The organism is Shouchella clausii, assembly GCF_002250115.1.
Classification (GTDB): Bacteria; Bacillota; Bacilli; order Bacillales; family Bacillaceae_D; genus Shouchella; species Shouchella clausii.
Genome location: NZ_CP019985.1, coordinates 2,177,730 through 2,191,108, shown reverse-complemented (window position 1 = coordinate 2,191,108; position 13,379 = coordinate 2,177,730). Strand labels below are relative to the sequence as shown.

General features: G+C 42.6%; 14 protein-coding genes. 3 read left to right on the top strand and 11 right to left on the bottom strand.

Annotation, left to right across the window (positions count from 1 at the left end; all coding sequences use genetic code 11):
- Positions 1 to 313: 313 nt before the first annotated feature.
- Complete coding sequence (locus tag BC8716_RS10430) at positions 314 to 1,282, bottom strand: DMT family transporter (protein WP_094429228.1); 969 nt, start codon at positions 1,280 to 1,282, stop codon at positions 314 to 316.
- Between the two features lie 152 nt (positions 1,283 to 1,434).
- Positions 1,435 to 2,400, bottom strand: coding sequence for a S8 family peptidase (locus BC8716_RS10425; RefSeq protein WP_094425460.1), 966 nt, complete (start codon positions 2,398 to 2,400; stop codon positions 1,435 to 1,437).
- Positions 2,401 to 2,588: 188 nt separating this feature from the next.
- Here BC8716_RS10425 and BC8716_RS10420 point away from each other — a divergent pair, with 188 nt between their 5' ends.
- Positions 2,589 to 3,227, top strand: coding sequence for an SOS response-associated peptidase (locus tag BC8716_RS10420; RefSeq protein WP_094425458.1), 639 nt, complete (start codon positions 2,589 to 2,591; stop codon positions 3,225 to 3,227).
- A 1,373-nt stretch (positions 3,228 to 4,600) separates the two neighbouring features.
- On the opposite strand, the gene BC8716_RS10410 is transcribed toward BC8716_RS10420, so the two are convergent.
- The 5 genes from BC8716_RS10410 to BC8716_RS10390 all read right to left on the bottom strand — a co-directional run bounded on the left by BC8716_RS10410 (position 4,601) and on the right by BC8716_RS10390 (position 8,349).
- A complete protein-coding gene (locus BC8716_RS10410) occupies positions 4,601 to 5,485 on the bottom strand; it encodes a VanW family protein (RefSeq protein ID WP_094425454.1) in 885 nt (294 codons plus the stop codon).
- Between the two features lie 460 nt (positions 5,486 to 5,945).
- Positions 5,946 to 6,524 carry a hypothetical protein gene (locus BC8716_RS10405; RefSeq protein WP_094425452.1) on the bottom strand — a complete coding sequence of 193 codons (579 nt, stop codon included), beginning with the start codon at positions 6,522 to 6,524 and terminating at the stop codon, positions 5,946 to 5,948.
- Complete coding sequence (locus BC8716_RS10400; protein WP_285838668.1) at positions 6,521 to 6,832, bottom strand: PadR family transcriptional regulator; 312 nt, start codon at positions 6,830 to 6,832, stop codon at positions 6,521 to 6,523. The genes BC8716_RS10405 and BC8716_RS10400 overlap by 4 nt, the downstream gene beginning before the upstream one ends.
- 153 nt (positions 6,833 to 6,985) lie before the next feature.
- Positions 6,986 to 7,675 (bottom strand): YqeB family protein, encoded by a 690-nt coding sequence (locus tag BC8716_RS10395; protein ID WP_094425450.1) that lies wholly within the window; start codon positions 7,673 to 7,675, stop codon positions 6,986 to 6,988.
- An 80-nt stretch (positions 7,676 to 7,755) separates the two neighbouring features.
- A complete protein-coding gene (locus BC8716_RS10390; RefSeq protein WP_094425448.1) occupies positions 7,756 to 8,349 on the bottom strand; it encodes a TetR/AcrR family transcriptional regulator in 594 nt (197 codons plus the stop codon).
- A 243-nt stretch (positions 8,350 to 8,592) separates the two neighbouring features.
- On the opposite strand from BC8716_RS10390, the gene BC8716_RS10385 reads away from it, so the two are divergent.
- Positions 8,593 to 9,435 carry an STAS domain-containing protein gene (locus tag BC8716_RS10385; protein ID WP_035203248.1) on the top strand — a complete coding sequence of 281 codons (843 nt, stop codon included), beginning with the start codon at positions 8,593 to 8,595 and terminating at the stop codon, positions 9,433 to 9,435.
- A 3-nt stretch (positions 9,436 to 9,438) separates the two neighbouring features.
- Here the strand turns inward: BC8716_RS10385 and BC8716_RS10380 are convergent, their stop codons facing one another.
- The 4 genes from BC8716_RS10380 to BC8716_RS10370 form a co-directional block, all read right to left on the bottom strand.
- Positions 9,439 to 10,905: a UDP-N-acetylmuramoyl-L-alanyl-D-glutamate--2,6-diaminopimelate ligase gene (locus BC8716_RS10380; protein ID WP_094425446.1), complete on the bottom strand. Its 1,467-nt coding sequence runs from the start codon at positions 10,903 to 10,905 to the stop codon at positions 9,439 to 9,441.
- Positions 10,906 to 11,144: 239 nt separating this feature from the next.
- Complete coding sequence (locus BC8716_RS10375; RefSeq protein ID WP_094425444.1) at positions 11,145 to 11,654, bottom strand: DoxX family protein; 510 nt, start codon at positions 11,652 to 11,654, stop codon at positions 11,145 to 11,147.
- Between the two features lie 231 nt (positions 11,655 to 11,885).
- Positions 11,886 to 12,062 (bottom strand): hypothetical protein, encoded by a 177-nt coding sequence (locus tag BC8716_RS22485; RefSeq protein ID WP_011248302.1) that lies wholly within the window; start codon positions 12,060 to 12,062, stop codon positions 11,886 to 11,888.
- Positions 12,063 to 12,156: 94 nt separating this feature from the next.
- Positions 12,157 to 12,504, bottom strand: a complete 348-nt coding sequence (locus BC8716_RS10370; protein ID WP_094425442.1) for a VOC family protein — start codon at positions 12,502 to 12,504, stop codon at positions 12,157 to 12,159.
- A 205-nt stretch (positions 12,505 to 12,709) separates the two neighbouring features.
- On the opposite strand from BC8716_RS10370, the gene BC8716_RS10365 reads away from it, so the two are divergent.
- A complete protein-coding gene (locus tag BC8716_RS10365) occupies positions 12,710 to 13,330 on the top strand; it encodes a response regulator transcription factor (protein WP_094425440.1) in 621 nt (206 codons plus the stop codon).
- The last annotated feature ends 49 nt before the right edge of the window (positions 13,331 to 13,379 follow it).

Here is a 13,379-nt window from a genome sequence, read left to right as displayed (position 1 = left end):
GATGCTAGTAGAAATACGGCAACTAAGACTGCTATTCTCTACGTATGTATTTTAACGGAAATGTTTTCCTTTGTTATGATGTTCACGCAAAAAATCCGCTTTTTTAGTAAAACAGTAGAGAAGTAATAGTTCTATAGATTTGTCCCGACCATATGTATCCGCTTACTTGTCCCAACTTTTCATTTCAGCAAAAAAAACCGCGAGATGCGGTTTGCGGCTGTCGCCAAAATCACTCAGACTGATAGGAAACGTACGTACGCATTCGGGTTTTTCGCCTGGATCTGTCTAGTCCAAACTTTCTCTAGAACCAATGTTAACCACTATTGCTTTGCTTCGCTTTTGCCAAATCTGGCTGTGCTGTTTTCCGTGTGAGGAAGCTGTGAAGCGCCATGCCAATGACAATAAGTCCAATGCCTAGAAGCGCAAGTGGAGAAGGAAACAATGCTTGCAAAAAGAGAAGCTCCAATATGAGTGCGAACACGACTTCACCTGATTGGGTTGCTTCGACGGCAGCAAGTTGATTCGGTTTTTTCCGTGTACGGTCCGTCGCATAAAAGAAAAGCAATGTTGCAATGATTCCGGAAGAAATGGCGACGATCAATGCCTGGCCCGTTTGTGAAGCGGTCGGCAATCCGTGTTGAATCGTCCCTATCGCAAACAATGCCACCCATACAGGCGTCGTCATCACGGTCATCCCGAGAACACGGGAAAAGGTGTCGATACGTCCATCAGTAAGTTCCATCATCTTTCTGTTTCCGAGTGGGTAAGTAAATGCAGCAACGATAACAGGCGCGACTGAGAACAACAAGTTTCCAGAAATGCTAGTCGCATGCTGTGCTTGAATAAAGACGACGCCTACGAAAATAACGGCCGAAGAAAAAAGCGACCGTAAGGGAATCGTTTGCCTGATTCTGCTACCATCTGCTGAAACATGATAAAAAAGCGGCGACAGCAGCAGGCCGGCGACAATTGTCAACTGGAAAGTGCCAGCAACAAGCCAGCCAGGCGCATAGCCTGAAGCAAACGTAAGCGGCGCATAAAACAAGACGAACCCGACAAAGCTCCAACCAAACCAAGGAAAAGGATTTTTGCGCACCGACAGCCACAGTGCCTTGAATCCCGTTCGGATATAAACGATAACCAACAAAAATGGCAACATAAACAAAAAGCGCAATGACGCGCTAAACAACCAACTGCCACCTTCAACTTCCATCATTCGGTTTAATAAAAAGGTAAATGAAAAAAAGAAAGCGGCTAAAATGCCAAGTAACATTGCCTTCATGACAGCACCTCGAAACATTAAACTTCTTTTCAGTATACTAAATTTCCTTATCGAGATGCGCTATTTTTAGCAAAACGGCTAAAAGCGATTAGATGTAAACACTCCCCCTGCATGTCCGAAGAGGGAGTGTTTGCGTGTGGTTATCCCACGCCTTATTTTTTGCCTTTCTCAGTAAACTGGCCAGTAATACGCTCAACTAAGCCTAATGTTAAAAAGCCATTGCCTTCTGCTTGCGCAGTAAAACCAATTGGCGTCGCCCGTCTGACAAGTTGCGCATAAATTTCGGTTTCCGATAAACTGCGCTTGAAGGCATCTTCTGCTAGATTAATAATTAACGCCAAAGCTCCGGCTACGTGGGGCGCGGCCATTGAAGTGCCTGACAACTCGGCATAACCACTGTCAAGGTACGTTGACTTAATACCTACACCAGGCGCAACAATGTCAATTTCCTCGTTCGTATTCGTAAAATCGCTTAGCCGCAAATCGAAGTCAACAGCACCTACAGCAATCACTTCATTGTACGCAGCGGGATAAGCAAATTCGTTCGTGTCTTCACGGCCATCCCCTTCGTTTCCAGCAGCACATACAACCGACACATTGTTGCTCACAGCATATTTGACTGCATCATGAAGCTCTTCACTGTCAGTGGGGCCACCAAGAGACATCGTAATGATACGCATCTGTTCCCCCTTAGGGCCACGCCAATCAACTGCATAGCGTATCGCCTTGGCAATCCAGCCCATTTCCCCACTGCCATCGCCACTCAGCGCCTTTATAATGAATAAGTCCGCTTTCGGAGCAACTCCAACGACGCCACTCCCTGTTTCTGCAGCAGCAACAGTGCCTGCCACATGTGTCCCATGCCCATTGTTGTCTGAAAAATTCGTTTCATCTCCGCCATAGTCAGTTGTCAAATTAACGCCGCCGATAATTCTTTCGGCCAAATCAGGATGATCGACTTGGCAACCAGTGTCGATTACGCCAATAATCTGGCCGGCGCCTTTAGCTGAAGCTTTCCAGACAGCAGGTGCTTCAACGATTTCGACCCCCATTGGTACTTCAGATAAAGCACTTACCTTGTCAACCTGCTTATACGGGATCAAGCGAAATTTACGCATGTGCAGACACTCCTTTTCAAAGATTGCGATTTTGTCCTATGTGGATGATCGTTCTCTAAGCTGCTAAACGCTTTTTACAGATATATGGACAAACTCAACGAAATATGCCAAGTTTGTCCACTTGTTATGTAGGCTTGTCTATGGAATAAGCAAAAAGGGATATACTTGTTAAAAAGGAGGTTTGCTGTATGTGTGGACGTTTTACGCTAACTGCCTCACCTACTGACGTCGAAGAGGAGTTAGGACTTGACATTCCGTCGTTTCCACCTAGCCATAACATTGCGCCTACCGAAGAGATTCTTGCGATCGCTGCCATTCATACGGCGCCAAAAGCATGCTTTTTTCATTGGGGCCTTATCCCTCATTGGTCAAAACAGAAGAACAAAGGCCCTAAACCGATTAATGCTAGGGCGGAAACCATTGCTGATACGATGCCTTTTAAACACTTGCTCCCCCATAAACGCTGCCTCATTGTCGCCGATGGCTTTTATGAGTGGACGAGTGATAAAACCCCATTCCACTTTCAAAACGAAAATGGTCGACTCATGACGTTCGCTGGATTATGGGACACTTGGCAAGACAGCGACAGCGGCGAGGCGGTCTCTTCCTGCACGATTATTACCACACGCCCTAATGAGCTAGTGGCAAAATACCACAACCGCATGCCTGTCATTTTAGAAGAAGGCAACCGCGAAGCCTGGCTCGATGTTGACATTACCGACGCCTCTCTACTTCAAAGCGTACTTAGGCCTTACGATAGTGATAAAATGCAGGCTCGCCAAGTGAGTACAGCCATAAACAACCCAACATACAAGGGGTCAACATAAATCAACTCTGACAGGATTCGCCTCTTTCTTTGTTGATTAAAAAAAGGATAGTTGTGGACAGTTTCCCTTTATCACCAACTCCCCCAAACACAGTAATTAAAGAGATGAAAAAGCAGAATCAAAAAACTGATTTTTAATCTTTACTTTTCCGATAAATATGGTAGTATTTAAGGAGCGAGTATTCTCCCCTACACCATACTCGCTCCCGAATTCCATTCTCTCGCCCTTCTAAAGGGTACCATTCATGTCCCAGACGTCTATTGTTTGGGACCTTTTTTAGCGGCAGAGCGATTGTTTCCTTGCGTCATTATTATTACCTAACTCCAATTAACGGGGGCAATGATTACAACTACATGCCCGTTATCCTGGGGCAGACTTCTATAACCACGCTCACCTAAAGCCGCCCTTCCAAATATATTCATATTCTGAAAGAAGAGTCAGTTTAAAGCCTTCCATGTTATAATGAATAAAAAATCTTAAGGAAAGAAGGGGAATAAATGAATTTTTACAAATACTCTTTACCATTAGGCGCGTCTACAATGATGTTGTTGTTTTCACTCGCGCTTACTTGGTACGTAGGAAGTGAGGTTCGTAATATACAAGTAAAGGTGGACGGGAGAAACGTTCCTATTCAAGGAGTAACATCTCTGGATCATTATATTTATGCTTTTCAAAATAAGTTCTTTCCATACCCGTTTCTAATGATTGTTTCGTTCATAACCCTTTTCATTACTAGTATTGCGTTAGTTATGAAATTGAAAAAAAAGTAACCTGTTCATAAAGAATAGGTTACTAGTCACTGCTTTTAACGATTGTATGTGAGAATACCGCTATCAATAATTATTGTCCCAGGGCCGTTGTTATAAAATTGAAATTTATAACTATATCCACGTGGAGCAAGTTGTCTTACAGGAAAAACAATCCAGTTGCCCCTATCTCTTACTTCCATCCTACCTTGGTATTCATTCCTGGAATTGTATATTCTAACTCCCCATGGTCCAGCCGGCCTTCCTGAAACTTCTGTTGAAATTTGGTCAGGGTTTCGAAAAGTAGATCCATTTCTTATCCAAATATTACAACAGTGTTATAAGTAACAAAACAGAAAAAGTTATCTTCGATTTCAATAATACCATACCTTTCAAATTTTTGTATTATTAGATTATCATAGATTTAAATCCTTTTATATTGGGAAATAAAGAAAAATATCCCTTAAATGTATGTTTTGTTGATGTTCACTCCCGCCCCCATTCTCTTGCTTTCTTTTTGCAAGCCTACATTTGCCTTCCCCCTGAGATCAAAAGCCTGCTTTTTATTATGAAATCAACCTCGACAACAAAAAAAGAGAACGATCTCTTCGCTCTCCTCATCCAACATTATTTGCGAATGTCGAACCAGACTTCGCCTTTTTCTTTATCGACGCCTCCGCGGATCACGACTGGGTGATCAAAGTCATTACGGAAGCGCAAATCTGCACTGCCCCAGCTTACCATCGCATCCATGCCCTCTTCTACATAACCAACTGGGAGAGAATGCGGGTGGCGTTCCAATACTGTTAAACCTGCATCAAGAACAGCGTTGTAAAGAGTCGTCGATGTTTGGCAGATGCCGCCGCCAAGCCCATCTGTAAAATCGCCATCCATAATGACGCTTGCCACTTGGTAGCCCCGTTCTTTTGTGCGTTCGCCTACAATGCCGTTAAATGTAAACGTATCACCGCTTCCTAAAACGACATAGTCTACGCTTTCTGTCGACAAGCGAATGTTTTCAACACGTCCGCTAACGCTCTTATTGTAGCTTGTTCGGCCGTGGCCAATTGTTTTATTCTCAATGTTGTTTATATCTTCCGCTCTGGCAGAAACTGTTTGCCTGTTGATAGGCAGCGTCACTTCTCGCTCCCAAACGCTTAAGCTAAGGATGTCTTCAACGAGCTTCTGTTCGTCGAGCGTTACTTGGTCTTGGCCGCCAACTAGTTCTTGGCCATTCCATTTAGCCGGTATCATCGGTTGGTCAAAGCCGTCTTTACCTCTAGCCAAGTCTCTTGCCCATTTTCGGAGGTCATCCTCGTTGACCATCTCCACTGGAAGTTTATCAAATTCTTCCTCGTCTAAAAAAACCGTTACGGAAAGGTCAGGAATTGTTTTTTCCAGAACAACGGTCTCATGCGTGGAAACGGAAGCGGCCACACGTTCTTCACCACTGCCGCAAGCGGCGAGCACACAAATAGAGGCAAACGCCATAAGTGCCAGAAAGTGTTTCATTCGTCAACACCTCTCAATCACTCCGTTTTGCTTCATTTAGGAGGAAGAAAACACAGCATCCGACTTAAAAACTGAAACAATCCCAGAAAGTTTCTAATTTCGGTATTTTTCAAAGTCTCCTAGATAGCGTATGTAACGGAATATTCGATTATGATTGCCCGAAAAGCAGACAACTAGGTTTACTTTTCGCTAAATGGATAGAATATATTTCCATCCATTTTGATTTTATAACAAACGCTCGGAATAAGCAAGAAAAATGTAATCGATTTGTAATATGATTGTAATTTAATTTGTCCATTTTTGTCCGAATAGGAGACATAATGCGTAAACAAACGGCGAAAACACTAGAAATTTAGACTTATAGTTGCTCACAAAATCCAAAATGTTACATGGGCTACACGAATCAAAAAAGCTAGTTAGGCGTTTTCTACCTAACTAGCTTTCCCTAAATACTGCCGTCCTAGCGGTCATTGACTGATGATTTGTTCACGACAGATCCGTGCTTAAGCATGCCGCAGCCGAGCCCAAAAATCAACCCGAGCCCCGTACCTATCGCCACTGAGGCAAAAAAGTGTGCAGTAAACACAAACGCCCCAATTAGTATGCCGACCATGGCACCAATAGCCATGCCAACAAACATAAAGCCTGCGTAAAACAGTCCGATTGTCTCCTCCACCTCAGGGCTTCGAGTTAAATAATATGTTTTATACTTATCTTGGAGATTTGCCGCTAAATCGCTGTCGCTGTCAGCAGCTAGTGCTTGTTTGGCCAACTCCAGCGCTTCTTCTTCTTGGTAGCCTTGGCTCATGAGATCATTGACATAATCACTCATATACGTTTCTAAGTCTTCACGTGCTTCAAGGGTTTGCTTGGATGTCCGCTTAAACTTTTCCATTTGTTTGGCGAGTTTTTTCTTCACTTCGCCGCTTTTTTGGCTTAAACTTTCAAAATAACTCATTTCCGCATTATCCAAATGCTTGCTGGCTTGTTCTTTCGCAAATGATTTTATGCTTTCCTGCGCCTGTTTGCTTAAAGTCATTCTTCTCCCTCATTTCTGATTTGTTCAATTCGCTCACTTAAAAACGCCCATTTTTCCCAAAAGCGCATAAGCTCTTCCTTTCCTTTGTCGTTCAACGTATAAAATTTTCTCGGCGGACCCATATCAGAAGGTTTTTTCACCACATCGACCAACTTATTCTTTTCCAAACGGACAAGCACAGTGTAAACGGTCCCTTCGACGATGCCAGTAAAACCAAGTTGGTTTAGCTTACGTGTAATTTCGTATCCATACATTTCTTTGTGCTCAATCAGTTGCAAAATCATTCCTTGCAATACTCCTTTGAGCATTAAACTTAAATTATCGATAACAAGCACCTCTTTATGCAAATAAGGATGAAAGAGCACCGCTATATAGTATTACTAAGTACAGGTATATAGTATTACTAAGTAGATATAATGTCAAGTGGCTAGCATAAAAAAAGCACAGAAAGCGTTTCTGTGCTAATGGCTATTATTTGTTTGCATAAAGCGGATATACTGCTCTTCTCCCTTGTCTTTTACGGCAATACCTAATTCTCGCAAATCTTCTCGCAACCGCTCTGCTTGTTCGCTTTCCCCTTCTCTCAAGGCCGTACGGCGTGAATAGAGAACCTTGTTGGCTGCTTCACCACAAGCTTCATCACTAAGCGTCCAGAGTCGGTACGCATTGGCAAATGGATCGCTCTCAACCCATGGATAATGATGGTGCCAAAACGCTTGCTCGACTTTGTCTTGTTTGACATCAATCGTTTCGCGATAAAGCTCTTTCCCATTTGTGCCGAGAATAACAAGGCTCTTATGTTCAACAAACACTGCAGAAATATCCGTTTTTAAAAATTTTCTTTGTTTGTTTTTCTTCATTACGGTTACATGTGTGTCGGAAACATCGACCACTAACGATTCATGAAAAGCTGCCGCCGACAAAAGCAGTCCTAACAGTACGCCAACCGCTACTCCAGCAATAGAAACAAATAAGGCGGAAAACGAATCAATGAGCAACAGAATGCCTTGCGATGACAGGAAAGGAATACTTAGCAAAAAATCAACAATCGCTGGCAGAAACCAGCCGATTGCTGCTCCTACTAAAGCCGGTATTATCCACACAAGCCCCTGCTCAAAACGGTTCGGGCCTAGTTTGGTAACGTTTTGCATTGTTCATCCTCCATTTTTTTAGTTAATCATTTTTTTATTTGGCTGTTCAATCAATTTTTGTCCATAGAGGATGGATAGCTCTAAGCGAGCATCTTCAAAGCCATCCGTGTCAATTCATTTTTATACGTTTCATATTGCTCATGGTCGCAATTTTTCAGCATGATCTCTCCTATCGCTCCTTGAATGATCGTCGCAACAAGGGCTGGATCGAAATCAGTGGCAAATTCTTTTTTGTTCTTCCCAGCGATTAAAATTTCTGTTAATAACAACTCGAGCCCATCGGCCTCCTTGGCTGCTAAAAGATAAAAAGGCGTGCCGTCTTCCGTTTGGGCGTTGAAAACAATTTCAATCATGGCAATATTGTTTTCGTAATGGGTTGCCTGATAAGCAAGGCTCGCCTCAATAAAAGCCTTTAATTGTTCCGTTGCCCCCTTTTTTGCTGCTGCTAGGCACTCACTAATATAATGAAGCTGATCGGCGACTAAATACATAAGCGTATGATGAATTAAGTCCGCTTTATCGGCAAAATGATAGGAGATCAAACCAGTGCTAATTTTCGCGTTTTTAGCAATCTTTGTTAAGCTGACTTTATTGTAGCCTATTTCAGAAAGCGTTCTTATGCATGCTTGGATAATCTGTTCTCTGCGTGCTTCGGCAATAAACGATTCGGCCACGGGACTTCCCCCTGTTGGATAGATGATCAAAAATTTGACTATACAATCAAATTAGCATGAAATAGAAAAAAAAGTCAAGGGATTCTTTTCTATGCCAGTAACAGCAGTGAAACAACGACATACTTGCTAAACGTCTCACTGGCATCGTTTGCCTGCTTGTTGCGGGCCACAATCTGGACAAGCGCTTAAAAAGCTGTAATAATGACGATAAATACAGTATTTAAGAAGGAGTAGCGAACGCTTATGCCTTTGTCTTTATATCAATATTTTAAAGACCGATCTGCAGAGTTGACGGAAACATGGTATGCAAATTTAGACAAGTCGAAAGAGGGGATTTATGGAACAACGGACCCAATAAAAATCAAGCAATTAAAAGCGCAAAACCACCAGTTTCACGAACTGTTTATTGAAATTTTCAATCCAGCAAATGAAGAAGTCGACATCTACATAGATAAGTGGGTTACTGACATCGCCTCGGACCCTGCTCATTTGGATACACCGCTCCCTGAAATTATGGAAGAATTTTTAAATACTCAATCCTTATATTTACACGTCTTGCACCAATATGTGGAAACGCACCATCCTGAGATGAGCATAAAACAGTATAACGAGACAATCCAGTTAATTTTCCACTCGTTCAAAAAAATTATGATTGCGTTTAGTGTCCGTAACCAGGAGTTATCCGAAGAACTACTACAAGCACAGAAAGATATGATTACAGAACTCAGTTCTCCTGTTATCCATTTAAATGAGCAAGTAGCACTGTTGCCGCTTATCGGTGAAATTGACACGCACCGAGCGAAAGTTATTTTTGATCAAACTCTTGAGCAATGCGTCAACACCCGCGTTGATTCACTGCTCATTGATTTGTCTGGCGTGCCGGTGATTGACACGATGGTTGCCAATCAGATTTTCTCCTTAATAGATGGATTAAAACTAATCGGAACAAAAGCTTCACTGTCAGGCATCCGACCAGAAATTGCCCAAACGGCGATTCAACTAGGTATTGACTTTACCCATATCCGCATTTATTCATCAATCTCTGCAGCACTGGAAAAACTAAGTTTTGAAGCAAAGTTAGGCTAAATTTCAGTCAACCAACATCTTACTGGCTATTGTTCTTTGCCATAAATGTTGTACCGTATCTTTATCGGATTGGGTTGGCAAGTGGTACGATTGCCTATAGGCTTCATGCCCTTTGCCTGTAATAAAAACCCAATCCCCGTTTTCCGCTAATTCCCACGCATGAGCAATGGCGCTTGTGCGGTCGGGAATAACAACCCCATTTTCGCCAAGTTGGTAGTTCTCAAGCTTCTTCCTCATCCTTTCAAAGCTTTCGCCATTTAAGTCATCCATAGTCAAAATAATGAAGTCAGAGAACCTTTTCGAAACGTTAACCATCGCCTGCCGTTTTGACGTATCGCGGTTGCCACGAAAGCCGAACACATGAATGATTCGACGGGCACTTAACTCTTCCGCTGTTTTCAAACAATGATAAAACGCATCTTCTGTGTGGGCATAGTCAATAACGATATTGGCGCCTTTTGGATGGTGTATAAGTTCAAAACGTCCAGGAACCCCTGGGAATTTTTCAAGTGCAGCCAAAATTTTTCTTGCATTCAGCCCAAGCAAGCGCACTGTCAAAAAAGCGATTGCGGCGTTGTACACATTATGTTCGCCAAGAAGGGGCACTTTTAAATCATACGCTTTATGGTCTTCAGCAAGCGTGGCTTGCATCGGCCTTTCGATCCGGACATTGCTTAATTGTAGCGTCGCTTCTGCTCCACCTAATGTATAAATGTAAGGCACATCCCTCTGTTTCAAAGATGCTAGAAATGCTTCCCCCCATTCACCTTGAGCTTGAATGACTGCTTTGCCAGCTGGCGCAAGTTGTTCAAATAACCGTAACTTTGCCCCAAAATAAGCTTCCATCGATCCATGATAATCCAAATGGTCTTGGCTTAAATTAGTGAACAACCCATAATCAAATTCGATTCCATATACTCTATGCTGCATCAAAGCATGGGAAGTGACTTCCATTATAACCACTTGGTCGTTGCTCGCTGCCAATTGCTTTTGTAACTCCAGAGCATCCATAGTCGTGTTTGTAGTTGCCGGTAAAACCTGTCCGTTTACGATGTTTTGGACAGAACCAAACAGAGAGCATGTATGTCCACATGTTTCTAAAATGTGTTTCAACATATAGGAAGTTGTTGTTTTTCCATTTGTTCCTGTTATGCCAATCATTATCGCTTTGTTCTGTTCATTTTTATAGAACCGCTTTGCTGCTAACGCAAGCGCCTTTCTGCTATCTGTCACCTTTATATAAGGAACAGACTGTTTTCCGATTTCCTTCTCGCCGATGACTGCTTTAGCTCCAGCGGCAATCGCCTGGTCGATGAACTTGTGACCATCGATCGAATAGCCAGCAATGGCGATAAACAAATCACCTGGCTTCACCGTTTTTGAGTTGTTCGTTATGCCGGTTATGTCAACAGCATCGCTGCCGTAAAGTTCCTCGTACTCCAATATATCCAACAAATGTCTTAATAACATACTGGCTTCTTCTCCTTGGCTTTGCTATCTTTTATTGCCCTTAGTATGGACAAGCGCCACCAAATGAGCACATGCAATATCTGTAAGCTTGAACGCTGTACGTTTTCATTACCAAAGCTAGAAGAAGCGTTTTATTTGGATCGGAGAACCGCCTTGCTGGAGCGATTACAGATAAAAAAACAAGCAGCTATTGTAGCTGCTTGAAGTCACACAAGCGTTGCCCCTATTTAGGCGTTAGGTCAAGCGCTCTTTGCTTTTCTTTTCTGTTTTCCTTGTAACAACGGCCATTGTCCCATTAACGGAGCTGCATAACGGTCTAGACCGATCGCTCCTGCATTGTTTTTGCTAATAAGGATGAAAATGGATAGAATCAGCATGACCGGGTTATTAGAAACGGTGCCCGCCAGCAAAAAGGACATATTCATCGTGCTTCCAAAGAAAGCAGCGCTTCGTGTAAGCAAACCAACGATCAAGCCAATCCCAACAAAGATTTCCCCCCACATAACGAAAAAGCTAAACAACCCAGCGTTCGGCAATGCAACGTTTTCCAAAAAAGCATGGTAGAGAGGAAAAGCAAGTCCCTCCCCTTTCATAACGGGATTGGCAACTGCAGCTTCCAAGAATCCAGAAGCATCAAATCCGCCTGTCACTTTGCCGAAGCCAGAAGTAACCCACATCCATCCTAAATATAGTCGCACAGCAAGCAAACACACAGCCGCGGCTTTTGTCTTTTGTAAAAAATGTAACATATGATTTCCCCCTTCTTCTTGTGAATGTTTTCACATGTCTTTCTATCTCCACTATACACAACCCCTTTCATTTGTTCAACATTTCACAAACTAATTCAAGAAATCGCCACAATTTGCCGAGGTTAGCAACAGCACGCACTTTATTGCCCCCTATCGCTGGAAATCTTTTTCTAAAACCTAATTTGCCAATCTATTCAACATTAAAAGACGCTCCATGCAAGAGCGTCTTTATTAATTGATTGTGTTTGGGCCATGCTCTTCCTCATTCGTTTTTCTGTTCAAATATTCATTTGGTTCGCCGCCAGCAGCATTATGGTTTTTGATTTGGCTTAACCGGCCATTGCGGTGTTCGCCATGATTGCTGTTTTCTTTAAATTGGTTATTGTGCTTTTTGTCCTTATTGCTCATGGTTTACCCTCTTTTCTTTCTAAGCTGGATTTAGCTTATGGGAAAAGGAACAATTTATGCACACGTATTTAGGTTAGGTGCCAGCTCAATCCAACTACTGTTGTTGGTTGCCCTCAATCAATTCAATTGTATTTCCATCCGTATCTTTGATCGCTAAAATGAGTTGGCCATTTGCACTTAACCACAATTTCCCAAGTGTCTTCCATTCCTCTAATGAAGTCTCTCTTTCCGTAAAAAACTCGCCAATGTCTTCTACAAATAGACGGCAATGGGCGTTTTGACTTCCTGGTCTCTCCATTAGATGGAAGATCGCATCTTTTTTTTGGATCGCCACGCAATCGGCTGCAATATCGTTTGCTGCAAACCCGAGCCGTTTTGTGTAAAACTCTTTGCTCTTAGCCAAATTCGTGACTTTAAATACTGGTATGATCTGCATCGTCATTGCCTAATCCGCCCTCGCTTCTCCTAAAACCGGCACACTCGTTTCGTTTAATACTCTTTGGGTTAACCATACTGTTTTGATCTATACAATTTCTATACATTGTCCACTAGGCTTGGCGGAATGTTTAGAAATTGTACAGGTCGTCACATTACGGTAGAGGTGTGAGCACTAATGGAAAGGGTTGATTTACAGTCATGATGGTGCGATGAACTTATTATTTATTTCAAAAAAAGGCTTGCTTGCCGACATGTTCCGTTACCGTATAGCAGAAACCGACAGTCAGCTGTGCGTTGTCCACACAGCTCATGAGATAGAAACGTGTCTTGCCGATTTTTCAGTAGACATCGCCATCGTCTATGGAGAACAGTCAGACAGTGTTGCTTTTATTAAACAACTGCGCGCTAGCGATCCTCAGTTGCCGTTGCTTGTGCTGGCAGATAGGGCGACATATGAGTACATCAAAGTTTGTAGGGATTATGGTGTCAATGGACTTCTATCGACAAACACCAACTTTCAACAATTAATGGCAAAAGCAGCCAGAATCTTGCAGGGCGAGTCCATTTATGATACATATTTATTGGAAGAGGAATCGACTCATTTGGCCCGTGTCCACTTCTCCCGCATGGAAAGAAAAGTAATCGATTACATAGTGGCTGACTACCCTAACAAAAAAATCGCCCAAGAAATGGCGATTCATGAAGGGACTGTAAGAAACTATATCAGTAACATTTATAGCAAAATTGGTCTTCATCGCCGTAAAGAGGCAAAACAACTTTTAAAGAAATGGATGGAAAAGGATAAAGAAGATAGTAGAACAAAGAGGTGAAATTTTTCGCTTATTCCGATCATAATGGCTAGTCTTTCCCGCTGCGGAT

What these genes read in the sequence shown, in the direction of transcription:
- BC8716_RS10430 (WP_094429228.1), bottom strand. Translation starts at nt 1,282, where the DNA reads ATGAAGGCAATGTTACTTGGCATTTTAGCCGCTTTCTTTTTTTCATTT.
- BC8716_RS10425 (WP_094425460.1), bottom strand. Translation starts at nt 2,400, where the DNA reads ATGCGTAAATTTCGCTTGATCCCGTATAAGCAGGTTGACAAGGTAAGT.
- BC8716_RS10420 (WP_094425458.1), top strand. Translation starts at nt 2,589, where the DNA reads ATGTGTGGACGTTTTACGCTAACTGCCTCACCTACTGACGTCGAAGAG.
- BC8716_RS10410 (WP_094425454.1), bottom strand. Translation starts at nt 5,485, where the DNA reads ATGAAACACTTTCTGGCACTTATGGCGTTTGCCTCTATTTGTGTGCTC.
- BC8716_RS10405 (WP_094425452.1), bottom strand. Translation starts at nt 6,524, where the DNA reads ATGACTTTAAGCAAACAGGCGCAGGAAAGCATAAAATCATTTGCGAAA.
- BC8716_RS10400 (WP_285838668.1), bottom strand. Translation starts at nt 6,832, where the DNA reads ATGCTCAAAGGAGTATTGCAAGGAATGATTTTGCAACTGATTGAGCAC.
- BC8716_RS10395 (WP_094425450.1), bottom strand. Translation starts at nt 7,675, where the DNA reads ATGCAAAACGTTACCAAACTAGGCCCGAACCGTTTTGAGCAGGGGCTT.
- BC8716_RS10385 (WP_035203248.1), top strand. Translation starts at nt 8,593, where the DNA reads ATGCCTTTGTCTTTATATCAATATTTTAAAGACCGATCTGCAGAGTTG.
- BC8716_RS10380 (WP_094425446.1), bottom strand. Translation starts at nt 10,905, where the DNA reads ATGTTATTAAGACATTTGTTGGATATATTGGAGTACGAGGAACTTTAC.
- BC8716_RS10375 (WP_094425444.1), bottom strand. Translation starts at nt 11,654, where the DNA reads ATGTTACATTTTTTACAAAAGACAAAAGCCGCGGCTGTGTGTTTGCTT.
- BC8716_RS22485 (WP_011248302.1), bottom strand. Translation starts at nt 12,062, where the DNA reads ATGAGCAATAAGGACAAAAAGCACAATAACCAATTTAAAGAAAACAGC.
- BC8716_RS10370 (WP_094425442.1), bottom strand. Translation starts at nt 12,504, where the DNA reads ATGACGATGCAGATCATACCAGTATTTAAAGTCACGAATTTGGCTAAG.
- BC8716_RS10365 (WP_094425440.1), top strand. Translation starts at nt 12,710, where the DNA reads ATGAACTTATTATTTATTTCAAAAAAAGGCTTGCTTGCCGACATGTTC.